The sequence below is a fragment of the Pseudarthrobacter sp. fls2-241-R2A-127 genome (assembly GCF_030209355.1).
Taxonomy (GTDB): domain Bacteria; phylum Actinomycetota; class Actinomycetes; order Actinomycetales; family Micrococcaceae; genus Arthrobacter.
Genome location: NZ_JARVSF010000054.1, coordinates 1 through 24,494 on the forward strand (window position 1 = coordinate 1; position 24,494 = coordinate 24,494).

General features: G+C 67.0%; 26 protein-coding genes. 11 read left to right on the top strand and 15 right to left on the bottom strand.

All coding sequences use genetic code 11. The annotated features are described in order from the left end of the window. Positions 1-62: 62 nt before the first annotated feature. The 3 genes from QRN53_RS21355 (at position 63) to QRN53_RS21365 (ending at position 4,052) form a co-directional block, all read left to right on the top strand. Positions 63-2,123, top strand: coding sequence for a phosphocholine-specific phospholipase C (locus tag QRN53_RS21355; RefSeq protein ID WP_285245811.1), 2,061 nt, complete (start codon positions 63-65; stop codon positions 2,121-2,123). A 116-nt stretch (positions 2,124-2,239) separates the two neighbouring features. After that, positions 2,240-3,439, top strand: coding sequence for an alkaline phosphatase family protein (locus tag QRN53_RS21360; RefSeq protein WP_285245812.1), 1,200 nt, complete (start codon positions 2,240-2,242; stop codon positions 3,437-3,439). Between the two features lie 25 nt (positions 3,440-3,464). After that, positions 3,465-4,052, top strand: coding sequence for a hypothetical protein (locus tag QRN53_RS21365; protein ID WP_285245813.1), 588 nt, complete (start codon positions 3,465-3,467; stop codon positions 4,050-4,052). A gap of 36 nt (positions 4,053-4,088) precedes the next feature. Here the strand turns inward: QRN53_RS21365 and QRN53_RS21370 are convergent, their stop codons facing one another. After that, entirely contained in the window at positions 4,089-4,538 is a 450-nt protein-coding gene (locus QRN53_RS21370) for a DUF3592 domain-containing protein (RefSeq protein ID WP_285245814.1), read from the bottom strand. A gap of 78 nt (positions 4,539-4,616) precedes the next feature. Further along, a complete protein-coding gene (locus tag QRN53_RS21375; RefSeq protein WP_285245815.1) occupies positions 4,617-5,387 on the bottom strand; it encodes a YoaK family protein in 771 nt (256 codons plus the stop codon). Positions 5,388-5,531: 144 nt separating this feature from the next. Between QRN53_RS21375 and QRN53_RS21380 the strand changes: the two genes are divergently transcribed. Next, a complete protein-coding gene (locus tag QRN53_RS21380; RefSeq protein WP_285245816.1) occupies positions 5,532-5,798 on the top strand; it encodes a hypothetical protein in 267 nt (88 codons plus the stop codon). Position 5,799: 1 nt separating this feature from the next. Here QRN53_RS21380 and QRN53_RS21385 read toward each other — a convergent pair whose 3' ends face one another. Both QRN53_RS21385 and QRN53_RS21390 read right to left on the bottom strand, forming a co-directional pair. Then, complete coding sequence (locus QRN53_RS21385) at positions 5,800-7,029, bottom strand: amidohydrolase family protein (protein ID WP_285245817.1); 1,230 nt, start codon at positions 7,027-7,029, stop codon at positions 5,800-5,802. Between the two features lie 85 nt (positions 7,030-7,114). Then, entirely contained in the window at positions 7,115-8,494 is a 1,380-nt protein-coding gene (locus QRN53_RS21390) for an MBL fold metallo-hydrolase RNA specificity domain-containing protein (protein ID WP_285245818.1), read from the bottom strand. 239 nt (positions 8,495-8,733) lie between these two features. Here QRN53_RS21390 and QRN53_RS21395 point away from each other — a divergent pair, with 239 nt between their 5' ends. Continuing rightward, entirely contained in the window at positions 8,734-9,996 is a 1,263-nt protein-coding gene (locus QRN53_RS21395) for a Vgb family protein (protein ID WP_285245819.1), read from the top strand. A gap of 22 nt (positions 9,997-10,018) precedes the next feature. Here QRN53_RS21395 and QRN53_RS21400 read toward each other — a convergent pair whose 3' ends face one another. The 5 genes from QRN53_RS21400 to QRN53_RS21420 all read right to left on the bottom strand — a co-directional run bounded on the left by QRN53_RS21400 (position 10,019) and on the right by QRN53_RS21420 (position 12,739). Further along, on the bottom strand, positions 10,019-10,279 hold the full coding sequence (locus QRN53_RS21400) for a hypothetical protein (RefSeq protein WP_285245820.1): 261 nt from the start codon (positions 10,277-10,279) through the stop codon (positions 10,019-10,021). A gap of 169 nt (positions 10,280-10,448) precedes the next feature. Next, complete coding sequence (locus QRN53_RS21405; RefSeq protein WP_285245821.1) at positions 10,449-10,589, bottom strand: hypothetical protein; 141 nt, start codon at positions 10,587-10,589, stop codon at positions 10,449-10,451. A gap of 71 nt (positions 10,590-10,660) precedes the next feature. Continuing rightward, complete coding sequence (locus QRN53_RS21410; protein ID WP_285245822.1) at positions 10,661-11,128, bottom strand: MarR family winged helix-turn-helix transcriptional regulator; 468 nt, start codon at positions 11,126-11,128, stop codon at positions 10,661-10,663. Further along, positions 11,128-11,544, bottom strand: a complete 417-nt coding sequence (locus QRN53_RS21415) for an SRPBCC family protein (RefSeq protein ID WP_285245823.1) — start codon at positions 11,542-11,544, stop codon at positions 11,128-11,130. Before QRN53_RS21415 ends, QRN53_RS21410 begins: the two co-directional genes overlap by 1 nt. Positions 11,545-11,746: 202 nt before the next feature. Continuing rightward, entirely contained in the window at positions 11,747-12,739 is a 993-nt protein-coding gene (locus QRN53_RS21420; protein WP_285245824.1) for an HD domain-containing phosphohydrolase, read from the bottom strand. On the opposite strand from QRN53_RS21420, the gene QRN53_RS21425 reads away from it, so the two are divergent. Further along, positions 12,738-13,313, top strand: a complete 576-nt coding sequence (locus QRN53_RS21425) for a hypothetical protein (protein ID WP_285245825.1) — start codon at positions 12,738-12,740, stop codon at positions 13,311-13,313. The two genes, QRN53_RS21420 and QRN53_RS21425, sit on opposite strands and share 2 nt — an antisense overlap. 36 nt (positions 13,314-13,349) lie before the next feature. Here QRN53_RS21425 and QRN53_RS21430 read toward each other — a convergent pair whose 3' ends face one another. Then, entirely contained in the window at positions 13,350-14,105 is a 756-nt protein-coding gene (locus QRN53_RS21430) for a hypothetical protein (protein WP_285245826.1), read from the bottom strand. Between the two features lie 255 nt (positions 14,106-14,360). Here QRN53_RS21430 and QRN53_RS21435 point away from each other — a divergent pair, with 255 nt between their 5' ends. After that, positions 14,361-14,792, top strand: a complete 432-nt coding sequence (locus QRN53_RS21435) for an SRPBCC family protein (RefSeq protein ID WP_285245827.1) — start codon at positions 14,361-14,363, stop codon at positions 14,790-14,792. Between the two features lie 34 nt (positions 14,793-14,826). Here the strand turns inward: QRN53_RS21435 and QRN53_RS21440 are convergent, their stop codons facing one another. From QRN53_RS21440 to QRN53_RS21450, 3 genes are all read right to left on the bottom strand, one after another. After that, positions 14,827-15,576, bottom strand: a complete 750-nt coding sequence (locus QRN53_RS21440; protein ID WP_285245828.1) for an SDR family oxidoreductase — start codon at positions 15,574-15,576, stop codon at positions 14,827-14,829. Positions 15,577-15,672: 96 nt separating this feature from the next. Next, positions 15,673-16,389: a hypothetical protein gene (locus QRN53_RS21445; protein WP_285245829.1), complete on the bottom strand. Its 717-nt coding sequence runs from the start codon at positions 16,387-16,389 to the stop codon at positions 15,673-15,675. 310 nt (positions 16,390-16,699) lie between these two features. Beyond that, on the bottom strand, positions 16,700-17,305 hold the full coding sequence (locus tag QRN53_RS21450; protein WP_285245830.1) for a hypothetical protein: 606 nt from the start codon (positions 17,303-17,305) through the stop codon (positions 16,700-16,702). A gap of 628 nt (positions 17,306-17,933) precedes the next feature. On the opposite strand from QRN53_RS21450, the gene QRN53_RS21455 reads away from it, so the two are divergent. Together QRN53_RS21455 and QRN53_RS21460 are read left to right on the top strand one after the other, a co-directional pair. Beyond that, on the top strand, positions 17,934-18,557 hold the full coding sequence (locus tag QRN53_RS21455) for a hypothetical protein (protein WP_285245831.1): 624 nt from the start codon (positions 17,934-17,936) through the stop codon (positions 18,555-18,557). 303 nt (positions 18,558-18,860) lie between these two features. Further along, the gene (locus QRN53_RS21460; RefSeq protein ID WP_285245832.1) at positions 18,861-19,151 is read left to right on the top strand and encodes a hypothetical protein; all 291 of its coding nucleotides are present in this window, start codon (positions 18,861-18,863) and stop codon (positions 19,149-19,151) included. Positions 19,152-19,216: 65 nt separating this feature from the next. Here the strand turns inward: QRN53_RS21460 and QRN53_RS21465 are convergent, their stop codons facing one another. Together QRN53_RS21465 and QRN53_RS21470 are read right to left on the bottom strand one after the other, a co-directional pair. Further along, positions 19,217-20,875: a thiamine pyrophosphate-binding protein gene (locus tag QRN53_RS21465; RefSeq protein WP_285245833.1), complete on the bottom strand. Its 1,659-nt coding sequence runs from the start codon at positions 20,873-20,875 to the stop codon at positions 19,217-19,219. Between the two features lie 118 nt (positions 20,876-20,993). Further along, positions 20,994-21,497 (bottom strand): Lrp/AsnC family transcriptional regulator, encoded by a 504-nt coding sequence (locus QRN53_RS21470; RefSeq protein WP_285245834.1) that lies wholly within the window; start codon positions 21,495-21,497, stop codon positions 20,994-20,996. Between the two features lie 93 nt (positions 21,498-21,590). Here QRN53_RS21470 and hisC point away from each other — a divergent pair, with 93 nt between their 5' ends. Both hisC and QRN53_RS21480 read left to right on the top strand, forming a co-directional pair. Further along, positions 21,591-22,688 (top strand): histidinol-phosphate transaminase, encoded by a 1,098-nt coding sequence (gene hisC / locus QRN53_RS21475; RefSeq protein ID WP_285245835.1) that lies wholly within the window; start codon positions 21,591-21,593, stop codon positions 22,686-22,688. Positions 22,689-22,730: 42 nt separating this feature from the next. Further along, a complete protein-coding gene (locus QRN53_RS21480; protein WP_285245836.1) occupies positions 22,731-24,143 on the top strand; it encodes an amino acid permease in 1,413 nt (470 codons plus the stop codon). The last annotated feature ends 351 nt before the right edge of the window (positions 24,144-24,494 follow it).

Sequence of the window (24,494 nt, forward strand, 5' to 3'; positions counted from 1 at the left end):
CGCTCCCTAATCGCCTACGACCACTAAATCCAATAGGACTTAATCATCTAGGGAGCATCCTCATGGCAGGCTTGGACCGTCGTCGTTTTCTTCAACTCTCGGCCGCCGGCGCGGCTGGAACCGCCTTGTCCCAGATGATGGGGCAGAGCATCGCCCGGGCGGCGGAGATCCCCGCCAACAGGGCCACCGGCTCCATCAAGGACGTGGAGCACGTGGTGATCTTCATGCAGGAGAACCGGGCGTTCGACCACTACTTCGGCACCCTGAAGGGCGTGCGCGGCTTCGCGGACCCGCACCCGGCGCTGATGCCGTCAGGCAAGGACACGTTCCACCAGGCGAACGCCACCCGCGAGGTCACCCCGTTCCACCCTGACGCGCCCAACCTTGGCATGCAGTTCATGGAGGACCTGGACCACTCGTGGAAACTCACGCATGAGGCCTTCAACAACGGCAAGTACGACAAGTGGCTGCCCCAGAAGACGGACGCCACCATGGCGTTCTACGGCCGCCAGGACATCCCGTTCCACTTCTCGCTCGCGGACGCGTTCACGGTCTGCGACCAGTACCACTGCTCGGTCCTTGGCCCCACCGACCCGAACCGCTATTACATGTTCGCCGGCGGCGACGACCCCGACCGGAAGGGCGGCGGCCCGGACCTCTGGAATAGCGAGAAGGGCTACTGGTGGAGCACCTATCCGGAAGAGCTGGAGAAGGCCGGGGTGAGCTGGAAGGTCTACCAGGACATCGGCGAGGGGCTGGACCCGGCGCACTATGAAGGCTGGACCCAGGACGCCTACATCGGCAACTACGGCGACAACTCACTCCTGTATTTCAAGCAGTACCAGGACGCCAAGCCCGGAAGCCCGCTGTACGACAAGGCCAGGACCGGGACCAACGCCAAGGCCGGCGACGACCTGTTCAGCATCCTCCGCAAGGACGTAGCGCAGGGAACCCTGCCGCAGGTCTCCTACATCGTGGCGCCCGAAGCGTACTCCGAGCACTCGAACTGGCCGCCGAACTTCGGCGCCTGGTACGCCGCCAACATCCTGGACATCCTCACCTCCAGCCCCGAGGTGTGGAGCAAAACGGCTGTGCTGTTCATGTACGATGAGAACGACGGCTTCTTCGACCACATCGTCCCGCCGCACCCGAACACCCCGCAGATTCCCGGCGCCTCCACGGTTTCCACGGCCGGCGAATGGTACGACGGCGCCCCGACGTACTACGGCGACAAGGACGTTCCCGGCCACTTCGGCCTGGGGGTGCGGGTGCCCATGATCGTGGCGTCCCCGTGGAGCATGGGCGGATGGGCCTGCTCGGAGACGTTCGACCACACCTCGATCATCCGTTTCCTCGAGGCCCGTTTCGGTGTGGCTTCACCGAACATCACGCCGTGGCGCCGGGCCGTCAGCGGCGACCTGACCAGCGCGTTCGACTTCTCCCGTGCCGGGGGAGCCGCGCCGGTCCTCGCGGACGCCTCCGCCTATAAGCCGGCCGACCACAGCCGGCACCCGAGCTACGTGCCGGTGCCCCCGGCGTCGAACTCGATGCCCGGCCAGGAAAAGGGCACCCGCCCATCCCGGCCCCTCGGCTACGCCCTGGACGTCCAAACGACCATCGACGCCGGAAAACTCACCGCCCGCTGGGCCAACCGTGGAACCCTGGGCTCCCACGTCCAGGTCCGCTCCAACCTGCTCCCGGCCGGCCCGTACTCCTACACCATCGGGGCAGGGGCGTCACTGGATGCCTCGTGGGCCCTTGGAACCGAGTACGACGTGCAGATGCACGGCCCGGCAGGCTGGTACCGGCGCGTTGCGGGTACGACGACGGCCGCGGACATCCGCGTGGGCGTCACCGCGGACGGCAAGGCCCCGCATGCGCATTTCCGGATCGACAACCCGGGCGCCGCGGCCGTCACTTTGACCCTCAAAGACGCCTACGGCGCCGGTTCCCAGACCCTTGCGCTCAACCCGGGACAGGGCAAAACCGTCGTCATCCCCACCCAGGGCGGCTGGTATGACCTCACCGTCACCTCGGCCGGCGACCTTAAGCTGGTCCGCGTCCTGGCCGGCCGCTTCGAAAACGGCGGCCCGCTCACCAGCGATCCCCAGCTGGGCCGCTGACCCACACCCCCGGTGGCCGGGGTGCCGGGGCTGTGGCACCCCGGGCCGCCGGGTCTCTTCTTCATTCCCCCCATCATCACGCGCCCTATTGCGGGCGTCATCGAAAGGATTGACCAATGCTCAATGTGCTGAAGAACCGCAAAACTGGCGCGGCGGCGCTTGCTGCCGCCGTCGCGTTCACCGGCCTCGCCGCCGCCGGTGCGGCAGTCCCCGCAGCCGCGCAACCGTCGTCGGACGCTGCCGCGCAAGCCGGTGGACAGGGCCAGAACGGACCTGACCACGTCTTCGTCATCATGATGGAGAACCACGGGTACGACCAGGTGATCGGCAACACCGCCGACGCGCCGTACATCAACAGCCTGGCCCAGCGCTACAACACCGCCACGAACTACCACGGCGTGACCCACCCCAGCATGCCCAACTACCTGGCCGCCATTTCCGGAAGCACGCAGGGCGTCTGGGACGACTGCAAGGCCGGCGCAGACGTGACCTGCGCTCCCGAGGAGTTCGTCCCCGGTACCAGCGATCCCGGCGCCGCCGGACTGCTCACCCCGGCGCAGGTGTCCAGCGCGTCAGCCACCCCGCACATGTTTTCCGGCAAGAACATCGTTGACCAGCTCGAGGGCAAGGGCCTGAGCTGGAAGGCCTACATGGAGAGCCTGCCCAGCACCGGTTCCCAGGTGGAGTACGCGCCCACCATCGGTTCCTCCACGGTCAAGCTGTACGCCCAGAAGCACAACCCGTTCATGTACTTCTCGGACATCAACTACCCGGGCAGCCCGCGCCTGCAGAACATCGTGCCCCAGGAAAACAACCTGAAGGCAGACCTGGCCAGCGGCAACGTGCCAAACTTCACGTGGATCAGCCCCAACCAGTGCCACGACATGCACGGGGTCTCCCCGTCCGGCGCGGCGCTGGTGGGGATTCCCCAGTGCGGTTACCCGGACTCCGGCCTTGACCACGGCGCCATCCAGCTCGGCGACAACTACGTCAAGGAAACGGTCCAGCAGATCATGGACTCCGCGACGTGGAAGACCACCAAGTCCAGCATTGTCCTGGCCTGGGACGAGAACGACTACTCCGGATCCGACGGCGGCCCGGGCAGCCCGGTGGGCCAGAACGGCGCTGTCCTCGGCGGCGGCCACGCCCCCGCCATCGTGATCAACTCAGCGGGCGGTCCGCACAAGACCACCAACCAGCTCTCGGACCACTACACCCTGCTCTCCACCATCGAGCACATGTGGCACCTGGGCTGCCTGGAGAACACCTGCTCACCGACCACGTCCGGCACGTTCGAGGAGCTTTTCCGCCCGTAACTGCCACGCCGCCTAAGCTGTGGTCATGGAAACAACACCCGCAGGTTCCGCGACACCGATGAAGTCCCTGCTCTACTGGCGCAAGAGCATGATCAACGGAGCCAAGACGGTGCCTGTCATCGTGGCCATGGACGGTGCGTGTATGTTCAGCATGCGTGACGCCGCCGGGGTGCCGGTATTTTCCGTGCCGGCACCCCAGGCAGCAGTCCGGTTCACCAGCATGGGCACCATGGTGGTCACGGCGGACGGCCGGAAGTACGACGTCCTTGGCGTTGGCGCATCCTTGTCGCCCAGCCCGTCCCCGTGGCAACTGGCGGACATGGCTGCCGGCGGGGGTGGCGGCACGGACCCTACCGGCCTGGGCCGCGCCGGTTCCGCCGGAGCGGCCATGAGCGGTGCCGGCGGCCTGGGTGCGGTGGCGGGCGCGGCCGGCGGCGCCGCCATGATGTTCGCCTACTACCAGGGCCTGGACGCCATCAAAGCATGGCAGGAGGCACTCCCCAAGGCCGGCGCCACCGTGCAGAAGAGTTCCATGAAGGCCGGGCTCTACGTCTCTCTGGGTGTCGTAGCCGCCGTCGTCATTGGCCTGGTGGTGGCGCTAAGCCTCAAGTAGCCGCACCCTTTCGGGGAAGCAGGGCCGGCTGGGTCATCAGCTGCGCCCCGCACGGCGTTTTCCGGACACCCTCATGATGAACCCGATGAGCGTTACCAAGGCGGCCACGAGGGTGAGGATGGTTCCAACTCCGCGGATGGACACACCGCCGCTCTCGAAACCCAGGACCACGGCGCGGGATGGCTGCTGGCCGTCATAGACAACCGTTACGGGGGTGCCGACTTCGGGGTGCTGGTCGTGGTCAACGCTTGCCGAGACTACATGCTCGGCCCCGTCTGTGGAGGTGTACTGGACTTTGATGTCCCGGCTGGAGGCGCGCTGTGTGTCGTTGAAGTCCGTGATGGTGCCTGTGCTCTGCACCCCTGTCCGGGACAGCTCGGCATCGGCATCGATCATGACAGTCCCCAGTACCATCAGGCCGGGGCCCGCGAGCAGCACGAGCAGGATAAAGGCCCAGGCGCCAAGGCGCCTTCGGTGGCTTTTCATGGGTCGCTTCCTCGGGGGCTCGGGTGTGCTCACATCGGCCATTCTGCCCCATCGCCGGCCCACGACCGGAGCCGGGCCCTACTGACCGGCCTCGGCGTCAGGGTTCACGACGGCGGCATCCGGGGCGGGTGCCGCCGTCGCCTTTTCCACGCCATGCCCGCGCAGCTGCCGGTTTGTGGCGCTCCGGCCCAGCAGGGCGACCCCAAGGGTGAGCAGCGCGGTCAGCAGTACCCCGAGGCCGAGGTGCAGGTGCACGGAACCTGCGCCGACTGCCGCGCCGGCCATGATGAGTCCTACGGCGGCCAGACGCCGGCCCCAAACCGGGTGGGTGTTGGCGCCAAAGCGTGAATCGGCTGCCAGGCCGGTGATGGTGGAGGTGACCACCACGGTGGGGACGTCCTTGACGTTGAGGTGCCGGGCGGTGGCGGCCTGCGTGCCCATGGCGACGGCCAGCGTGGCAGTGATGGCAATGGTCAGGGGCTCGCTGTCCCGCGGGTTCAGGCCGCCCAGGAGCAGTGATGCAACGACGGCCATGACGGCGCTGACGCCGATCAGCAGCACGGTGGTGCGCCTGTTCCAGCCGGCGGGGGTGAGCCGCAGTGCCCGCCCGGAGATCATGGCGCCGGTCATGAACCCGGCCAAGGCGGCGATGGGGCCCAGAATGGGCAGGTTCCCGCCGCCCAGGAGTGCCATGCCCAGGATGACCACGTTGCCGGTCATGTTCGCCGCGAACACCCGGTCCAGGCCCAGGTAGCCGACGGCGTCGAGCACGCCCGTGGAGAAGGTCAGCGCCAGCATGAGCACCAGGTGCAGCTTGGGCGGATGGGCGGGGAGGAAACGGGCAGGCATGGGTACCTTTCGGGGGTCAGGGACCGTGACGGGATGATTCCAGTATGAGCGGTGCAGGTGGCCGCCCGCGCGCTTCGCGGATGCTGGTGCTGCATCAACGTGCGGCAGACTTGAGTCTGCTCCCACGAACGAAAGCAGGACCCAGTGATCACTCTCCAGCAGGACGCCGACGGTTTCATCCGCATGACACGGCATTACCCGGCCAGCGTCCGCATCCGGATCGCCTTCAATGACGGCAGCACCGGCGAATTCTCCGGCCGGGTCCTCAACAACGCCTACGACGCCGCGCTCGCCGAGTTCCGCGCGAAAAACGGGCTCGATGCCCGCGGATTCAACCGGGCCCCGGCAGGCCGGACCAACCCGGGCAACACAGTGGACTTCGTTCCCGTGCACCCGGGCATGGGGGAGTAGCTCAGAGCAGCTGCAGCCGGTCCGCCACCACGGTCCCGCGGTGGATCACGGTGCGGCCGGGGAGCTTGTCCATCACGGCCGCGCTCACGGTATCGCCTTCCACGAGGACCAGTTCCGCCGGGTCTCCCACCGAAAGCCCCGGCCGGTCCGCCACGGAGGCGAGCCTGCGGGCCGCGGGGTCGATGACGCTGGCGCCGCCGATGCCGGCCACGGCCGCGCAGTGCTCGATCAGCTGGTCCGCCCGGAACTTGTTGGTGAAGGCCAGCTGCCAGGTCCGGTCCAGCATGTCCGCGTTGCCGTACGGGGACCAGTAGTCGCGCTGGCCGTCCTCGCCCAGGCCGACGCGGACCCCGGCGGCGGTCAACTGCTCCAACGGCAGCACCCACCCGGCCGGGGCAACCGTGGCCACGGAAACGTCCAGGGCGGCCATCTGGCCGATGAGCTCGTCGAGTTCCACGGCCGGGAGCTCGGCCAGGCAGAAGGCGTGCGAGATGGTCACCAGCCCCTGCATGCCCAAGGCTTTAGTGCGTTCCAGGATCAGCTGGGTGCTGAACAGTCCCAGTTGGCCGGGTTCGTGCAGGTGGATGTCCACCGGCAGGCCGTATTTCTCGGCCAGGCCAAAGACGATATCCAAGTGCCGGACGGGGTCGCGGTCCAGGGCGCAGGGGTCGATCCCGCCCACCACATCGGCACCGAGCTTCAGCGCCTCCTCCAGTACCTCGGCGCTGCCAGGCTCCCGCAGCAGCCCGGCCTGCGGAAACGCGATCACCGCAACGTCCGCCCGGCTCCGGCGCGTCTCCCGGGCGGCGAGGACGGCCTCGAAACGCTCCAGCCCGGCGTCGGCATCCACCTGGGCGTAGCTGCGCACCCGCGTGGTGCCGCGGGAGATCATCGCGCCCAGGGTGTGCGTGGCCCGCTCGGTGATGGACGCTTCGGCGTCGCGCCAGTTGTTCCTGTCATTGAGCATCATGTTCCACACCCCGGGAGTTCCGGTGTGCGGACGGAACGGCAGGCCCAGCCGGGTGGAGTCGAGGTGGACGTGGACGTCGGAGAAGGACGGCAGCAGGATCCGGCCGCGGCCATCCACCGTGGCGGCCGGCCCGGTGCCGCCGTCCCCGGGAGCAGCCCCGTCCGTGGCAACGGGCCCGACGGCGGTGATCACCCCGGCGTCGAGCGTCACGTCAGCGGGGTCCCCGCCCCAGGGGCGGACGTTGCGGAGAACCATGGTCACGGGGCGGTCCTGTCGATGGGCGGGGACCGGCCGCGCTCGCGGCAGGCCGCCGTCCCGGTGCTCCAGGACGGCGCTCTTCAGTGTATTAGCGCGGCTGCTCCAGCGAGATGGTCTCCATGTGCTCGGGCACCCGGACCTTCCAGCCCAGTTCGCGCTTGATCCGGGCGCGGAGGGCATCGGACGCGTCCGCTTCTCCATGCGTCACGTAGGTCATGGCCGGGGCCGTTGGGGCCGCTTTCATCCACTGGATCAGTTCGTTCGAATCGGCGTGCGCGGACAATCCTTCCACCTGGATGACTTCCGCCTCGATCCGCACGTCCCGGCCGTAGATCCGCAGGTGCGTGTCCCCGGCGGCCAGGGATGCTCCCCTGGTTCCGCCTGCCTGGTAGCCGCTGAGGACGATGGCGTTGCGCCGGTCCTCCCCGTAGGACTCGAGGTGGTGCAGGATCCGGCCGCCGGTGAGCATGCCGCTGGCGGAGATGATGATCATGGGGCCGCCGCGGAGGTTCAGGAGTTTGGAGTCGTCAGGGCTGCGGACGGGGGTGGCTACCTTGTACATCGCCTCGAACTCGGCCTGGGTGAGCCGGTGCTCTTTGCGGTGGCGCTGGTACATGTCCGAGGCGTCGATGGCCATGGGGCTGTTCAGGTAGATGGGGATGGGCGGGATGGCGTGCTTGGCAAGGAGGCGCGAGAGGTGGATCAGGATGGTTTCGGCCCGGCCCACCGCGAACGCGGCGATCATCACCACGCCCTGCCGCTTGGCCACCCGGTTGATGATCGCGCCCAGCTCGGCTTCGGGATCGCCCTGCGGGTGCTCCCGGTTGCCGTAGGTGGATTCGGTGACCAGTATGTTGACCGGTTCCAGGCCGCGGGGCGGGTACATGACGGGATCGTGCGCGCGGCCCAGGTCGCCGGTGAAGTGGATGGGGTGCCCGGCCACGTTGAGGTGGGCCTGGGCGGCGCCGAGGATGTGGCCTGCGGGAAGGAAGGTGGCCTCGATGCCGCCGGGCAGGCTGAACGGCGAATCGAAGTCCTGGGCCCTGAAGCTGTTCAGGGACCGCACCGCGTCTTCTGCCGTGTACAGGGGTTCGGCCGGATGGTGGGTGGAGGACGCCCGCCGGTCCGCGAACCGGGCTTCTTCCTCCTGGAGGTAGCCGATGTCCGGGAGCAGGAGCTTGCACAGGTCCGTGGTGCCGGGGGTGGCGTAGACCGGCCCGCGGAAGCCGTCGCGGACCAGGGCGGGGATGTACCCGCTGTGGTCCAGGTGGGCGTGGGTGAGGATTACGGCGTCGATGCTGGCCGGGCTGGCCTGGAACGGGATGCGGTTACGGTCGCGGAGGCGTTTGTAGCCCTGGAAGAGCCCGCACTCCACCAGGATCCTGTGGCCCTGGGAACGGATCAGGTAGCGCGAACCGGTCACGGTATCGGTGGCGCCAAGGAACTGCAGCGTGGGTGGGTGTGCCATGTCAGCCACCCGAGGGGGATGGTTCTGTGGGCAGGTCAGGCATGGTTGTTCTCCACCTTCCACCGGGGCAAGTCCCGTACGGGCCAGCTTCAGGTCCAGTACATACCTGCCGCTGGGCAGGCAACAGTGGCCAAAGGCCCGTGCGATGCTGCCGGCGTCGCCCACGGAGGAGTCCATCGCGGCAGCCGGTAGGATCGGAGGACTGCCGCGGGGGTCGGCGGGACTTTGGGGGGAACACCGTGATTCACCAGCCGCTTCGCCGTGCCGCAGGCGCTGCCTTTTCTGCCGGGACGGCACTCCTGGCCGGGGCCGCGCTGGTCCTGGCCTCCGCCGTCGGGGCCGCTCCTGCGTCCGCCGCCGACGCGAAGGCGATCACCGCCGTCGGCCAGCCGCTGGGCATTGCCACCGGGCCGGACGGCACCTTGTATGTCAGCGACGACGGCTATCCCGGAGTGGTCAACGCCTACGCGCCGGGGGAGTCCGCGCCGTCCCGCACCATCAAGACCGGATCGGGACCCACCTCGCTCGCCGTGACCCCGGACGGGACGCTGTACGTGGCGCAGAGCGAGGGTGCGCAGTCGGAGATCGGTATGGTGGGCCCGGGCGCGGACCAGGTGTCCCTGGTGATGAAGGTGTCCTCCGACACGCACTGGCTGGCCGCGGGGCCGGAGGGATCCCTCTATGTGGTGAATCCGAACGAGAACTCGGTGTCCGTGGTGAAGCAGGGCGACGCGTGGGTGCAGCGGACTGTCCAGGCCGGCCCGTATCCGGTGCGGCTGGCCGTGGGCAAGGACGGGACGGCGTATGCCACCAACGAGCTTGCCGGCACCGTGAGCGTGATTCCTGCCGGGGCGGCGTGGCCCTCGTACAGCGTAGACGTGGGCGGAAGGGGCCACCCGCACGGGATTGCCGTTGCCCCGGACGGGACCGTGTACGTGGCCAACATCAGGACCGACGACGTCGCGGTGATCGAGCCGGGCGGCACCACGGTGGCGCGGCGGATTCCCGTGGGGCAGGCGCCGCAGGAGGTGCTGGCCGCTGCGGACGGCACGGTGTACGTGACCAACAGCGTGGACGACAACGTCTCCGTCATCGCACCCGGGGCCACGACTGCGCGCGCGGTTGCGGCCGGCGATGATCCCGGCCGCATGGCCGAGCGCAGGGACGGGTCCGTGGTGGTGGTCAACAGGCGGGGCAGGTCCCTGACAGTGCTCGACGCCGGACCGGCCGGCGCGGTTGCGCCGCCGGCCACGGGTGGGGGTACGGCAGCAGCGGCTGGTGACGGTGCGGCTGGCGGCGGCGGTGCCGCTGGTGGTGCGTCCGACGGCGGCCCTTCAGAGGGTGCCCCCGCTGCCCAGGGGTCGTTCGACGTGCCGGTGACGGCGGTGGCTGCCTTCGCCGGGCTGGGGCTGTTGGCCAGTGCCGGGTTCCTGGTGGTGGTGCTGCGGCGCCGCAGGAAGGCCCGCGGGGCCGGTGCTGCTGAGGCGTGGGCGCTGGACTGAGTGCCGCTGCACCTGCCGGCAGTTACCGCTGGTACTGCCGTTCGGCAAGCAGGGCAAGATCGTGGATGAGCCGCCTGACCTCATGCTCGCGGTTCCTGGCCCTGGACGGCTGGCCTTGAATGGCCCTGAGCCTGGTGCTGGGCGGAGCCGGAACAGGCCGCGGGTGCGCTGCCGGCACCGTGGGCAGCTGTTCGTCTGCGGTGCGCGGACTGCCTGGGTTTGCGCGTGTCGCAGCACTGGACTCGTGGCAGCCGGTGCCTGTCGATTCATCCGTGAGTTTCAAGAGGGACCCCCCTGGGCGAGCTTGTGTGAACACCATAGGGACCCGCCATGCCGCGGGGAAGAGCGTTTATCCACCCTCGGGATAAATTGCGTGAATCTTGAGAGTCATGCGGGGCGGGCTTCCACGCTGCTGAAGGCCCGCCCCCGCTGACTCGGCGGGCTAAGACCGGCTACAGGGCCGTCTCGGTTGCCCGGTTGCGGTCCCCGTAATAGGAACGCAGGCCATGCTTCACGCCCAGCCGGATGATCCAGTACAGCAGCACGGCTCCAAGAGCCGCCGGCACAACAATGAGTGCGGCGTTCAACAGCATCCAAGCAACGTTCACAGTTTCCCCCAATGTGAGTTTTCCTCCAGCCTCTCATGAGCCCGGGGTGAGGTGGTTTACGGCTGGGCGCTGCGTCCTTCGTCGGGTGTCTTCGGTGCAGACTCCGGCCGGGCCAGGCGGCGGAGCATGCTCACGGCGTCCTCCACCGGCACGCCCTGGAAGAACCGGGCGTCAGCGGCTTCGACGGCGGCGATGGCGCGCGGAGCTAGGTCGGCTCCGGCGTCGGTGACGCGGAGCCGCTTGGCGCGGGTGTCCGCCGGATCCACCTCGCGGGTGATGAGCCCTTTGGCTTCGAGGGTGCGCAGGACCTGGGAGGCCATCTTGACGTCGGTGCCGGCTTGCCGGGCCACAGCGAGTTGGTTGGGGTGCTCACCTTCGGCATTGAGCCACCACGCGCACGCCAGCAGCACGAACTGGACGTGGGTAAGGTCCAGCGGTGCCAGGGCAACGGCGATGTCCCGCTGCCAGCGGAGCGTGGTGTGCCAGAGCAGGAAGCCGGGGCTTTCGCCGGGGGCGAGGGGCATCAGGCGGCCGCCAGAGTGACCAGGGCGGCCATGGTATCGGGCCAGTCGGCGGTGATGCCGGGCCCCATCTGCGGGCCAGCTTCCCCGGAGCCGGGGCCGGTGATCTCCATCCGGTACACCACCCGGATCCTGCCAGAGTCAACGGGTTCGACGCGGTGGGTGGTGCGCAGGAGCAGGTCCCCGAACCGTGCCTCGTCCACGAACCGTTCGTTCTCAACGGACTCGGCAATGACCAGCGGGACCGGCTCTTCGCCTGGCGGCGTCATCACGATGCGGGTGCCTGCCGCGAACGGGCCGTCGATCTCGATCCTCTCGATTCCGGGGTTCCAGGTACCCCAGTTCTCAACGTCGGACCAGAGGCGCCAGACGGCCTCGGGTGCGGCCGCGGCTTCGACTGAGTGTTCGTACTCCCACATGAATGCCTCCCTTAGGTTTAATCTGTCCTTAGATTATCTGCGCACAGACTATCTCCTGTAAAGAGGCAATCGGGCAGAAGTTCAAGGGCGTCCGACGGCGGTGCGCCGGCAGAGCCCGTCTGTTGCCCCGGGTGCGGAGGCGGGGAGCGAGTGGCGGCGCCATGGAGGCGGCAGACCGCCGTCGTCCGGCAAGTGGGAAACGCTACTGCTCGATCAGGCCGTTCCGCACCGCAAACAAGGTGGCACCCACCCGGTTGGTCGCGCCGATTTTGGTGTAGATGTGCTCTACGTAGTTGCGGACGGTCTTGCGTGAGAGGACCAGGCCCGCGGCGATCTGGGCGGGCGACATCCCGCGGCACAGCATCCGGAGGATCTCCAGTTCCCTGGGGGTAAGACCGGCCGGCGGGGCGGGCCGGCGGTGGGGTTGCTGGCCGGCGGCGGCCAGGACGGCGTCCGCTGCTTCGGGGCCGATCCGCCCTGCTGAGGCTTCCCGCCGGAGCCTGGCCGCCGCCTCGGCCGGGGCGAGTCCGGGCCGGTGCGGGCGCGGTTCCAGGGACGCGTGGTAGGAGTCCGCGGCCGCCAGGATCCGCTGCTTGATCCCCAGATCCGTGCCACCGATTCCGCGCGGATAGCCGGAGCCGTCCACCCGCTCATGGTGCAGGCCGGTCAGGGCAGCCTCGCCCTTGAGCCCCGGCACCCGGCTGAGGATCCGTTCCCCCAGATAGGGGTGCAGGTGGATCCGTTCCAGCTCCGCCTGCGTGAGCGGCTCCTTCTTGTCCCACACCTGGTTGGAGACGCCCAGCCGGCCCAGGTCGTGAACCCAGCCCGCCCGGCGAAGCTCGGTCACGTCGTCGGCCGGCAGCCCGTGCTCCTCACCCGCAGCCGCAGCCAGAGCTGCCACTGCGCGGGAGTGCCCGGCGGTGTAGGGGGACTTGAGGTCCGCGAAATCTCCTACTGCGCGCAGCACCGCGTCCAGCTGAGGCCCGGAGAGAGGCGCGTCGGTGGGGGCCAGTTCCAGGGCGGCCTGCCAGCAGTCGACGTCGAGGAGCCCGTCGGTGAGTGCCTGGGCGTGGTCGATGAACAGTTCGGCCAAGGCGGGGTCGAACTGGGTGCCGCGGCGGGCCCGCACCATGGCCACCGCGCCGGCCACGCCCTCCTGGCGGAGGAACACTTCGGCGGTATCCGCCAGGTGCATGATCCGCATTTCCAGCGGGATATCGGGCCCCGCCACTCCCTCCCGGCAGGCCCTTGCCGTCCCAGCGCTCGAAGGTGTGGGCCAGCAGTCCTGCCACGCCGCCGTCGAGCCCTACATTGCTGGCCAGCGCACCGGCGGAGATGCAGTGCGAGGCGATCATGGTCCGCACCGCGGTGCTGCCGGTCGCCGCGAACCGGGTCCAGTTGGCCGCGCGGGCCAGCAGCGGCAGGCCCGCGCCGGCGTGGCTGAACATGCCGGCGTACATGGACAGGCCCCGCTGGTCGCGGTTGTAGTAGTCGGCACGGAACGCGATGTCGTCCGTGAACAGCGCCGCCAGTTCGAAGGAGTCCGCGTGGCAGCCGATCCAGGCCACCTGGTTGGCATAGTAGAGCCTGCCCTGGCCGGCGGCGTCGACGCCCGCGGCACCGGCGATCCGCAGCGCCAGCAGGCAGGACCGCAGCATGTGCTCCATGGGCTGGCCCAGGCCCAGATCGATGGCGAGGGAGAGCGCGGCCAGCACTTCACTGCGGCGGGGTCCAGCCGGCGGCTGCTTCACAGTTGCCATTCTAGGTAGCCGGAGCCGCGGGCAGTAGGGGACTGCCCTCGGAGGTCAGGCCGCCTGGTTCTTCCGGGCCGGTGCGACGGCATTGTCTGCCGCGCTGGCGTGGGCGGTCGAGGGGAACCGGACGCCCAGCCGGGCGCCGAACAGTCCGCGCTGCGGGAGCCAGAAGTCCGCCAGGTGGTCCTGCACTGCGAGCGGGCCGGGCCGGCCGGCGCCCTCGCCCAGGATGGTGGCCCGGGAATCGGTGACCAGCCACAACTGCCGGGGCTGGGCCTGGAACGTCTGGCCGTTGGGCACCGTGCCGGAAACTTTCATCCGGCCGGCACCGAGCAGCGGCCCGGCGAACGCCCCCATGGCCCGGAGTACGGGCTCGCTGCGCCACAGGGTTTCCGGCATCCGCATGGCCATGGCGGTCAGCAGGGTGGTGGCGGGGGAGGTGCCCAGCTGCAGGTCCCAGTCGAGGACGCCCGGGACTGTGATCACGGCGCTGGACGGGCCGCTCCACTGGATGTCGACGTCGGCTTCCACCAGGCGGTGGAAGGCCAGACCGAAGTAGCGGGCGCAGCTGTACTGCGGCGCCACGTTGGCGTAGAGGGTCCACTCGCCGCCGGGCGCGCGGTGCCAGACGGAGCGGTAGCCGGGGCCTACGGAGCTCACCGGGAAGTCCCGGAAGGCGAGATAGTGGCCGCTGGTGAAGGGCTGCCCGAAGACAGCCAACCCTGCGAAATGCTCGGCGGTGTCGTCCGGAAGTTCCTCAAGTGTGGGTGTTGCCTGGGCTGATGACTGCGGCTGGTAGGTGTTCATGGCCGCCTCCTTTTCTCCATGCCTTGAGACTAGGAGCGGGCCGCGGCGGGGGCATGGGGCAAGTGCCCCATTTCGCCGCGGTTTTACGCGGCGGTTGGGCGTCGCAGGGAGATTACGACGGCGGCTGGCTGGCTTTGCTCCGTGTGTCCCCACCGATGCTGGCCGGCCTGGTGCGGTGGGCCCGGGCGCGACGTACAGTGATGACACCATCCGGCAACCGCACCCGGCAGCGCCGGACCGTCCAAAGGGGCAGCCATGGCTCACGCCGAAAACGAGATCACCATCAGCCGTTCGCCGGAGGATGTGTACGCATTCCTGGCCGACGGGTTGAACAACCCGAAGTGGCGCACCGGAGTGCAGTCCATCTCGCTGAAGAGCGGCACTGCCGGCGCCGTGGGTTCCGTTTACCGGCAGACGCTTTCGGGCCCGGGCGGCCGCGCCATCGACGGCGACTATGAGATCACCACCGCCGAACCCGGCCGGCTCCTCGCCTTCCAGGTGGTGGCCGGTCCTGCCCGGCCCAGCGGGGAATACCGCTTCAGCCAGTCACCGGAGGGCACTCTGGTGCGGTTCACCCTCGACCTGCAGCCCAAGGGACTCATGAAGCTCATGGGGCCGATGGTTCAGCGCACCATGGACGCGGAGGTGGCGCAGTTGTCCCGGTTGAAGGCTGTACTCGAGGGCTGATGTTCCGGGGTGCGGCTGCTTGTTTCCGTGCTGCCTAAGCCGCGCCGCCCGCGTCTAGCCACTCCAGGAACGTCTGGCGTCCGACGGCGGACCCCGGCACCGGGATCAGCGCACCGTTGCGCATGGCCTTGCCCATGGGGCCGGGCAGGCGCAGCGGAATGATCAGCTTCTTCTGCCGCGTCTTCGCCAGGTAGGCGGAGACCAGTGCTTTGAGCTGTTCGGGCCGGGGGCCGCCGAGGTCTGGTGCGCGTCCTTTCGGTCCGGCTTCGGCCGCGTCCACCAGGGCAGTGGCCACCTCTTGTGCCGCCACGGGCTGGGTCCGCATCTCAGGCACGAAGACGAGTGGTCCCACCGAGGCGGCCTTTAGAGACATCGGAACAAATTCGTGGAACTGGGTGGACCGGAGGATGGTCCAGGGAACGCCGCCGTGCCGGACTTCGTCCTCCTGTGCCAGCTTGCCGGCGTAGAGCCCGGAATTGGCGTTGTCGATGCCGGCAATGGACAACGCAATATGGTGTTTGACCCCGTTTTGATTCTCCGCCACCAGCAGGTTCTGGGTGGCATTGGTGAAGAAGTCCACGGCCTTCTTAGTGGAGAGGGTCGGGATGCCGGAGACGTCAATGACAGTTTCGACACCCTGCAGGGTCTGGTCCAGGCCGCTTCCGCTGACCAGGTCCACCCCTTCGGCGCGACTGAGACTGACAACCTGGTGCCCGCGCTCCCTGGCGATGGCAACGACATGGCGGCCCACGGTTCCGGTTCCCCCTGCAACGGCAATCCTCATGGAAAGAAGCCTAAGCCTGAACTACCCCATAGAGTCAGGCACTTTGGCACGCGGAGCCGCCGTGTAATTTACGACGGCGGCCGGCAGGCGTGCGGACTAAGTGTTCAATGCGCCGATGGCTCTGGAAGCAGCCTGGATACTTTCCCAGCCGCGGCGAGCAGCCGCTGCAGTGACGGAATCCGGCGGCGCGCCCTTGTTTTCGAGAAGGGCCACGATGGTTGCGTTGACCACGTCCTCCCGTAGCTCAGCGAGCCACGGGCCCCGAATGTTCGGCATGGCCGGCACGCGGGCCCGGCACGTCAGGAAGTGTCCGGCGACAACGGCGAAGGCAAAGCAGGCGATGCCGGCAAGCAGGAGCTTCAGGATGTCGTCCGGTCTGGTTGCCACGATGTATGCAGGAGGCGCGATCAATGCGGCCATCAGCCCCAACCGCAGTGCCAGGACTTCCCGGCTGCGGCCGGCCGCCCTTCGCCGCGCCCAGACAGCGGCCAGCTGCTTATCCCGGACAGCCTGGGCTTTGATACGCCATTGCCGCTGGGAACCGAGGTGAAGCCGCACGAGGGCGCGGGCGGCAGCGAGCTCTTCAGGGTTCTCGCGTCGAAGCGCTTCCACAGCCGGGTCTGGTTCATCCGCCCAGGCGCTCCTCAGCCGGCGGTCAATGGCTGCTGCCATCACGTCCAGGCTAAGTTCCGCGGCGCCCTCTGCCACCTCGGCCGGAGCAGAGCCCGGCGGCGCCGCCTGCACTGCGCTCGCTGAAGCTGTGCGGTGCCCATAGCGTGGCGAGCCGTCGGCGAGTTGGTATTCATTGCTCATGTTTCCCCCAAGAGGGCCCCGCCGAGGCAGTAGCCCTAAGATCTGTTCCAGTCCCTCGAAGAAAGTCTTCGCCGCATGGACTGCTGAAAATATTGTCTGGGAGGCGGCGGGCGTAAAGCGCAATTCTTGGCAAAACCTTCGACGCTTTTAAGCCGACGTTGAGGAATCCAAGGAAGTCTTGAGGTCGCTCTGCTCGAATCAGCCGGACATGTTGTCCGGATCCCGAGGGAACCCTGGGGTAGTTCTTAAACTTGCAAAAGAACGTCGAGGTAGTTTCCTACCCCGACGTTCTTTTCATGAATTCGATATGCTACTTGGTGCTGGAATTTCCGGAGCAAGAAGCCATCGCACCCGTGCCGGAGCCGCTGTTCTTGGAGACGCTCGCGCCGTCTACCAGGATTTCGCAGGTAACAGAAGTGGTAGCGCTGAAGTCGCCTGTGACGCTGAGGGTGCTGAAGCTGATCCCCTTCGCGGTCAGGTCTTTCTTCCAGTTGGCGGCAATGTCCTCGTTTGAGGAACCATTACCGTTCCAGTAGGTGACCTTCGCAGGACCTGTGGTGGTCACGACGTACTCAACCTTGTGTTCTTTGTTCAGCGCATCGTTGACCCCGTTCGCAGCTGCAGCGACCAGCGACGTCACGATGATGGCAACTATGATGGCGACCGCGCCCAAGATAAGTCCGGCTATCGAAGTGCCCTTTTTAGTGAATTTCCGGGTCAGGCCAATAGCCCCGAAGATTATGGCCAGCGGGCCAAGAATGAATGCAACAGTTCCCAGAATCGGAATGATTGCGAAGACGATGCCGACAATGCCGAGGACCAGGGCCGTGGTCCCGAATCCGTTACCTTTCAGCGGCTGGTTGGTGCTCGGCGCGGAAGAACCTTGGGCAAGGGGAGGGGAATAGGGTTCACTCATGACTGTCCTTTGTGTGATGCGGTCTAGATAATGCCGCTGTCAACCAATTCAGGTGGAGTGACAAGTTAGGCTCGTTCCCCCCAGCAACGGCGATCTCAGTGTATGCAACTTTCGGACGGATGGCGTGCTCTTTCCCTACCTAACTGAATTATTTCGATTCGGACATTTGAAGTTGCAGGCTGGAGCAGATGAATTTGATTCGATCCTGCGGAAAACCTGCGCCAAAACTTTAGTTAGGACAGCCCCGATGGGGCTATGATCTGCGAACGGGTTGAGATGGAGCTCATTCCGTTTTTCAGGGGGAAATTTGAAAGTCTATAACTCGCCGGACAACTGGCCTCGACCGCCACTAGGCTGGCAGCCACACGAGGGCTGGCACCCGGATCCTGCGTGGGGACCTGCTCCTCCGGGACATAATTTCTGGATTGAAGTTCCTGAGACGGCTTTTGCTCCGGAGCCGCAGGGTAAGACGCTTACGACCACAGCATTCGTGCTGGCGGCTGTGGCAATCGTCTTGTGTTGGATTCCGATTCTTAACATCCTGGGATTCCTCTTGGGACTCAGTGCAGTGGTTATGGCCATCATTGCTTTGACTACCACGCGACGTACTGGGTTCCCGGTGCGGGGTATGACTATAGCCGCCCTGGCTATCGGAGGAGTCTCGCTAATCGGCGTTATTACATTTCAGATGGCTTACTCCTCATCTTCGAACGAACGACACAACGCAAGCGCTTCATCAGCGGTTACGCAGTCGGCCGTGCCGTCGGCTACTTCGGCGCAGCCGCCAACGAGCAGCCCGGAAGCAGTCGTGGCTGTGGAGGGGTCTGCTGAAAAGCCTCACTCCCTTGGTACGGCTGCCATTGTGGGAAGCGATTATCAAGTTCAAGTTCTTAGCGTCAAGCTCAACGCGACTGACGAGGTAGTCGCCAATAACATGTTTAACAAGTCTCCAAAGGGAAGGTACGTCCTCGTCGATCTTGCCGTGACCTACGCAGGGGCTAAAGAGGGGAATCCCTGGATTGACTTGTCACCGACGTTTGTAGGCACAGATGCCAGACAATACGACGCCAGTTCGTGCGGGGCTTCTCTGGACAATGGAGCCATGCAGGTCCCGACCCTTGAAAAGGGTGGTCGGGCAGAATATCAGGTCTGTATGGACGTGCCCACCGGGGCGATTGAGGGTGGCAAAATCTTCATCCAAAAGAGCTTTTCCACGAATAGCAAATCCAGGATTTACTGGGGACTGAGTTAGTGCTGAAATGGGGGACCAATGACCGATAGCATCCCGTCAATACCTCCTGCGCCGAGGTCTGGGCCGAATTACCCGTCGCACCCGCCTTCTGGATCCGCCCCGGGCCATGAAGCGGGCTATGGAACGTCGCAGCACTACGACCTGTCGCCGCCCACCTTTGGCCAGCAACCCCAATTTCAGCATCCTCACCACGGCCAAGCGCCTCCGCAATTTGTGCCGCAGTGGTACCCGCCAGCGCCAGAACCCAAATCTTCGGGCTTACGGGTTGCAGCGGGCATTGTCGGCATCGTGTTGGGTGCCGTCATGCTGTTCCCTGCCTTGGCGGGATTCACCCACAACGTGATCGCTGGCTTCCTCTTGCTGGTGGCCGCGCTGGGGAACGTCACCACCGGAATTGTGCTGTTAGCCAGTCAGCGCAGCCGCAATCGCGGTGCCCCAATCACCTCCCTAAGCTTCGCTGGAGTCGCCCTCTTGACGGCCCTTCTGGCGGTCCCGTTTCTCGGCGGGGCTGTGCTCGTCTTCGCGGTTCTTCTGGCGACCCCGGTCGTAATCCTCCTGGGCCTTGGGCTCGCACGGGAGAAGAGTGCCGCTTAGTCCGTCTTGGTACCTGAGCCAAGCAGTCTTGACTTTTTGTCGTCGCGGCAACGCTGCTCGCATTGCTATCCCACCACCGCTGCCTTCGCAGCCCGGGTCGCGTTCATCCACTCCGTTAGCCACGGTGCCCGGACGGAAGACGTGATCCGGCAGTCGGCCACGAACGTCCCGTGAGCTCCGGCGTCGATCCAGTCCTGAAGCGCGGACAAGTCAGACAAGGAACGGATCACAGCCGACTTCGCGCCTAAGGCCAGCGCAACCCCGCTGAAGTCCACCTCGGGAATCAGCATCGGCTTCTCGGTCAGGCCCTGGGAGCCGTACTGGTGGATCTCGGCACCGTACGCGGCGTCGTTGTAGATCACCACGATCGCGCTGCGCGCGGCCCCGATCAGCGATTCAAGGTCGGACAGGCCCATCAGGAAACCACCGTCGCCGGCGGCAAGCACCAGAGTGCGGCCGTCCTCCACCGCGCGAGCTGCCCCTACGGCACTCGCCAGGCCTAGCCCGATCGACTGGAACGCGGTCCCCACCATCACCAGGTCCTGAGGCCGCGGAATGTTCCAGTACATGGGCGCCCATCCAATGAAGTGCCCGCCGTCCTGCACCACCGTGCGGCGCTCCGGCAGCACACCATCCAGCGCGGCCGCCAAAGCACGCGGATCCAGCCGCCCGTCCTCAGTGGAAACGGAACCTGCGGCATGGCCCGGACCGGAAGCCAACCGCCGGACCGCTTCCGCCCGCCACGCGCCGGCAGCGGCCGCACCATCAACCAAAGCCAAGAGCCGCGCAGAAGCATCCTTCGCATCTGCTTGAACGAACAGGTCCACCCGCGGGTTGGTCAGCTGCAGGGCGGTGTCGATCTGAATGACGGTGCTGTCCGGGCCCAGTAGGTGCCCGAACCGCATGGTGAAGGGGCTCAGGCTGGCCCCGGCCACCAGGACCACGTCGGCCTCGCCCATGAGTCCGGCAGCGGTGTCGGTGCCGAAACCGCCGGCCACGCCCAGGTACCCCTCGCCATTGAGGAGGTTGAGCGCCAGGGCGGTTCCGGCGGTCAGTGCGCCGAGCCGGTCGGCGAGTTCGCGGAGTTCCGGCCCGGCTCCGGCGAGGTGCGCACCGCGGCCGGCCAGGATCAGCGGACGCCTTGCCCCGGCGAGCAGGCGGGCCACCTGCCCAAGGTCCGTGCCGCCGTCGTCCGTCACCTGAGTTGCCGCCGGTTCCGGAAGTTCCTCGTCCCCGGCCTCGAGTGCAGCGAGATCGTAGGGGATGGCAAGCACGACGGCGGTGCGCCGGGTGAGTGCGTACTCCACCGCCTGCCTGGTGATGGCGCCCGCGGCGTCGCGGGTGACGGTGAAGGTGGCCGCGCCCAGGCCGGCGGCGATGGCTGCCTGGTCCACGTCCCAGGGCCGGGCGCCGCTGGTGGGGGCGTCGCCGGTGACCAGCACCACGGGGATCTGCGCCTGGACGGCCTCGGCCAGGGCGGTGAGCGCGTTGGTGTAGCCGGGGCCGTAGGTGGTGGTGCCCACGGCGAGCCGTCCCGAGGTCCGGTAGTAGGCATCGGCGGCGGCGATGGCGGCGCCCTCATGCCGGACGGGGGAGAAGCGGAGGCCCTGCTTCTCGGCGGCGTCCAGGAAGTAGACGTTGCCGTTGCCCATGACGCCGAAGACGTCGCTGACATAGCTGCTGAGAACCTGCGCCACGCGGCCGGAGACGGTGAGAGTAGTCATGCAGGCATCGTGTGGCCTGCATCTCACGTTTGCAATACCGCAGGATTCGGCTGGGATTTTTGGCAGCAGGAAGAGCTGGAGGTGACAATATGCCCATCTGTGGCGCCGGTCACCGCGATTATTCGAGCGGGCGGGATTCCTGCTCCGACAGCCGGCTGATGAGGCCGTCGTAGCGGGGCGGCATGAGTTCCAGGATGGAGATGGCCGTGCTGGTCCGCTCGATCCCGTCGATCTCCAGGATCTCGTTGGTGATGCGGTAGAGGTCGGCCGTGCCGCGGGCCACCACCTTCGCCATGAGGTCCGCGTCCCCGGTGGTGGCGTGCACCTCGATGACCTCCGGGATCGCGGCGAGCCCGTTCTCCACCGAGCCTGTCCGGGTCTGGCTGATCGAGAGCGAAAGGAAGGCCATCAGTTCGTAGCCTAGGGCGGCGGGGTCCAGCCTGCGGCTGAAGGAGCGGAGGGCGCCGCTGCGCTCCAGCCGTGCCAGCCGGGCGTGGACGGTGTTGCGTGCGACGCCGAGTGTCCGGGAGAGTGCCAGGGCGCTGGCCTCGGGGTCCTTGTCCAGGGCAAGGATGATCCGGCCGTCGAGGGAATCGAGGGTGCGAGAGTTTGTGATGGTCATATTTTCACCAGAGGTACTAGAAGTTGAGCAGAAGTCCCAAGCACCGGAGCCTACCTTGCATTGTGGTCCGGGTCACTTCCATGATCAGACCTCATGACCAGTGATCAGCTTGTGGCCGTTCCCCAAACTGCGGTGCCCACCCTTCGCGGCGCGGTGGCAGGCCTTCCGTCCTACGTCCCGGGCCGGCGCAGCAGCGGCACGGACATCGTCGCCCTCGCCAGCAACGAAAGCCACTACGAGCCCCTGCCCGCAGCCATCACTGCGGTGGCCGAGGCGGCCGGCAGGATGAACCGCTACCCGGACATGGCCGCCGTCGAACTCCGCGAACGGCTGGCCCTGCACCTGGGCGTCACCGCCGATGAAGTGGCAGTGGGGCCCGGCAGCGTGGGCGTCCTGCAGCAGATCATCACCGGACTGTGCGACGCCGGGGATGAAGTAGTGTTCGCGTGGCGCTCCTTCGAGGCGTACCCCATCTTGGTGGAGCTGGCAGGCGCCCGGCCGGTCCGGGTCCCGCTCGACGACGCCGAGGGCCACGACCTCGGGGCCATGGCCGCCGCCGTCACCGACCGCACCAAGGCGATCCTGCTGTGCACCCCCAACAATCCAACCGGGGTACCGATCAGCCACGAGTGCCTCGAGGCCTTCCTGCAGGCTGTGCCGTCCAGCGTCCTGGTGGTGATCGACGAGGCCTACGTGGAATACGCCGACGCCGGCAGCGGCCCCGACTCCCTGGCGCTCTACCGCCGGTACCCCAACGTCTGCATCCTGCGCACCTTCTCCAAGGCCTACGGCCTCGCTGGCCTCCGCGTGGGATATGCAGTTGCGACGCCGGGAATCGCCGAAGGACTGCGCCGCACCGCCCTGCCCTTCGCCGTGAGCGCGCTGGCCCAGAAGGCGGCGATTGCGTCGCTGGACGCGGGGGAGGAGATGGAAGCGCGGGTTTCCTTGGTGAAGCAGGAGCGTGTGCGGATGGCAGCTGCGCTGGCGGCTCAGGGCTGGAGGCTGCAGCCGAGCCAGGGCAACTTCCTGTGGATCCGTGCCGATGCCCAGCTCCTGGCCAGCCTGGTGGATGCGTTCGACCGCGCGGGCATCCTGGTCCGGGCCTACCAGGGCGACGGCGTGCGGATCACCGTTGCCGATCCCGCCTCCAACAACCGCGTGCTCCGGCTTCTCGAAGCCCACGCGGCCTGAAGTTTTATCCCCAACAGTTCCCAACAACTAAGAGGAATCCCCATGGAACAACAGACAAAGACGTCTGCCCGCCCACTCGGCGCAGCCCTCAAACCCCGGCAGCTCACCATGATGGGCCTGGGCAGCGCCATCGGCGCAGGCCTGTTCATCGGCTCCGGCGCAGGCATCCAGGCCGCCGGTCCGGCGGTGCTGATCTCCTACCTCGTGGCCGGCACGCTCATCATCCTGGTGATGTGGGCGCTCGGCGAGATGGCCGCCGCCAACCCGGACAGCGGTGCCTTCTCCGTCTACACCGCCAAAGCCTACGGTCCGGTGGCCGGTGCCACGGTCGGCTGGCTCTGGTGGCTGCAGCTGGTGGTGGTCATCGCGGCCGAAGCGCTCGGCGCGGCGGGCCTGCTGGCCACGATCTTCCCGGCGCTGCCGGTGTGGCTGATGGCCTTCGTGTTCATCGTGGTGCTTACCGCCGTGAACCTGACCAGCGTGAAGAACTTCGGTGAGTTCGAGTTCTGGTTCGCCCTGCTCAAGGTGGCGGCAATTGTCGGGTTCCTCCTGGTGGGTGCCGCGCTGCTGTTCGGCTGGCTGCCGGGCGTCCAGTCGCCCGGCCTGACCAACTTCACCGGTGCCGGCTTCGCTCCCAGCGGTTTCGCCGGGATTGCGACGGCCTTGTTCGTGGTGGCGTTCGCGTTCGGCGGCACCGAGATCGTGTCCGTGGCGGCAGCCGAGACCGCCGACCCGGCTCGCAGCGTGAAGAAAGCCGTCCGCACGGTGCTGTGGCGCATCCTGGTGTTCTACATCGGCGCCATCTTCGTGATCGCAGCGGTGGTTCCTGTCGGTTCGGCAGGACTCAAGAGCCCGTTCGCCGCGGTGCTGGACGCCGCCGGCATGCCGGGCGCCGCCACCGCCATCACCCTGGTGGCCGTGGCTGCGCTGCTGTCAGCCTTGAACGCCAACCTCTACGGTGCCTCCCGGATGGCTTACTCGCTTGCCGAACGCGGTGAAGCGCCGCGGCTGCTCGCTTCCGTGTCCAAGGCCCGGGTTCCGGTAGTCGCGGTCCTGGCGAGTGTTGCCTTCGGTGTTGTCACCGTGGTGCTGGAGCTCGCCTTCCCCGAGAAGGTCCTTCCGGTCCTGCTCAACATCGTGGGTTCTACCTGCCTGCTGGTCTGGACGTCCGCGCTCCTGGCCCAGCTCGCGCTGCGCCTCCGGGCAGACCGCGCGGGAACGCCGCTTCCACTTCGGATGCCCGGCTTCCCGTGGCTGACTTCCCTTGGCCTGCTGATCCTCGCGGCGATCTTCACGGTGGGTTTCATCGGCGAGGATTCAAGGCCGCAGTTGCTGAGCACTTTCGGGCTTGTGGCGCTGCTGGCGGTGGGGTGCTGGATGAATCACCGGGACGGCAAGGTTGCTGGTCCGGTCGAAGCTTCGGATGGTGGCAAGCAGCGGGTGCTCGTCGATTGATTTAGGGCTGCAAGCTACTTGACGTGTGGGCGCCGCTGGTGCGCGGGGCAGCGGGGAAAGTGCCCACCTGGTCTCTGGTCAGGGCAGGTGGGCCGGGCGGATCATGATGTTGTCCGTCTCGGTGAACGTCGACCCAACTTCGTGCCTTGAATCCGTTACTTAGCGTGGTGTGGAGGACTCCCACGGGAACCGTGGATTGTTGCTCTGAAGCACGGGCACTATATTCCTGAATAATACCTGTCCTAGCCGAGACAGACACTGGCATAACCGTCAGCAGTGTTGGAGGAAGCTGGCCTGCGTCCGGATACCTCTCCGTCAAATAGCCGGACGCGGGAGTTCCTTGGATTGTGT

What these genes read in the sequence shown, in the direction of transcription:
- QRN53_RS21355 (WP_285245811.1), top strand. Translation starts at nt 63, where the DNA reads ATGGCAGGCTTGGACCGTCGTCGTTTTCTTCAACTCTCGGCCGCCGGC.
- QRN53_RS21360 (WP_285245812.1), top strand. Translation starts at nt 2,240, where the DNA reads ATGCTCAATGTGCTGAAGAACCGCAAAACTGGCGCGGCGGCGCTTGCT.
- QRN53_RS21365 (WP_285245813.1), top strand. Translation starts at nt 3,465, where the DNA reads ATGGAAACAACACCCGCAGGTTCCGCGACACCGATGAAGTCCCTGCTC.
- QRN53_RS21370 (WP_285245814.1), bottom strand. Translation starts at nt 4,538, where the DNA reads ATGAAAAGCCACCGAAGGCGCCTTGGCGCCTGGGCCTTTATCCTGCTC.
- QRN53_RS21375 (WP_285245815.1), bottom strand. Translation starts at nt 5,387, where the DNA reads ATGCCTGCCCGTTTCCTCCCCGCCCATCCGCCCAAGCTGCACCTGGTG.
- QRN53_RS21390 (WP_285245818.1), bottom strand. Translation starts at nt 8,494, where the DNA reads ATGGCACACCCACCCACGCTGCAGTTCCTTGGCGCCACCGATACCGTG.
- QRN53_RS21405 (WP_285245821.1), bottom strand. Translation starts at nt 10,589, where the DNA reads ATGCTGTTGAACGCCGCACTCATTGTTGTGCCGGCGGCTCTTGGAGCC.
- QRN53_RS21410 (WP_285245822.1), bottom strand. Translation starts at nt 11,128, where the DNA reads ATGCCCCTCGCCCCCGGCGAAAGCCCCGGCTTCCTGCTCTGGCACACC.
- QRN53_RS21415 (WP_285245823.1), bottom strand. Translation starts at nt 11,544, where the DNA reads ATGTGGGAGTACGAACACTCAGTCGAAGCCGCGGCCGCACCCGAGGCC.
- QRN53_RS21425 (WP_285245825.1), top strand. Translation starts at nt 12,738, where the DNA reads ATGATCCGCATTTCCAGCGGGATATCGGGCCCCGCCACTCCCTCCCGG.
- QRN53_RS21420 (WP_285245824.1), bottom strand. Translation starts at nt 12,739, where the DNA reads ATGCACCTGGCGGATACCGCCGAAGTGTTCCTCCGCCAGGAGGGCGTG.
- QRN53_RS21430 (WP_285245826.1), bottom strand. Translation starts at nt 14,105, where the DNA reads ATGAACACCTACCAGCCGCAGTCATCAGCCCAGGCAACACCCACACTT.
- QRN53_RS21435 (WP_285245827.1), top strand. Translation starts at nt 14,361, where the DNA reads ATGGCTCACGCCGAAAACGAGATCACCATCAGCCGTTCGCCGGAGGAT.
- QRN53_RS21440 (WP_285245828.1), bottom strand. Translation starts at nt 15,576, where the DNA reads ATGAGGATTGCCGTTGCAGGGGGAACCGGAACCGTGGGCCGCCATGTC.
- QRN53_RS21445 (WP_285245829.1), bottom strand. Translation starts at nt 16,389, where the DNA reads ATGAGCAATGAATACCAACTCGCCGACGGCTCGCCACGCTATGGGCAC.
- QRN53_RS21450 (WP_285245830.1), bottom strand. Translation starts at nt 17,305, where the DNA reads ATGAGTGAACCCTATTCCCCTCCCCTTGCCCAAGGTTCTTCCGCGCCG.
- QRN53_RS21455 (WP_285245831.1), top strand. Translation starts at nt 17,934, where the DNA reads ATGACTATAGCCGCCCTGGCTATCGGAGGAGTCTCGCTAATCGGCGTT.
- QRN53_RS21460 (WP_285245832.1), top strand. Translation starts at nt 18,861, where the DNA reads ATGCTGTTCCCTGCCTTGGCGGGATTCACCCACAACGTGATCGCTGGC.
- QRN53_RS21465 (WP_285245833.1), bottom strand. Translation starts at nt 20,875, where the DNA reads ATGACTACTCTCACCGTCTCCGGCCGCGTGGCGCAGGTTCTCAGCAGC.
- QRN53_RS21470 (WP_285245834.1), bottom strand. Translation starts at nt 21,497, where the DNA reads ATGACCATCACAAACTCTCGCACCCTCGATTCCCTCGACGGCCGGATC.
- hisC (WP_285245835.1), top strand. Translation starts at nt 21,591, where the DNA reads ATGACCAGTGATCAGCTTGTGGCCGTTCCCCAAACTGCGGTGCCCACC.
- QRN53_RS21480 (WP_285245836.1), top strand. Translation starts at nt 22,731, where the DNA reads ATGGAACAACAGACAAAGACGTCTGCCCGCCCACTCGGCGCAGCCCTC.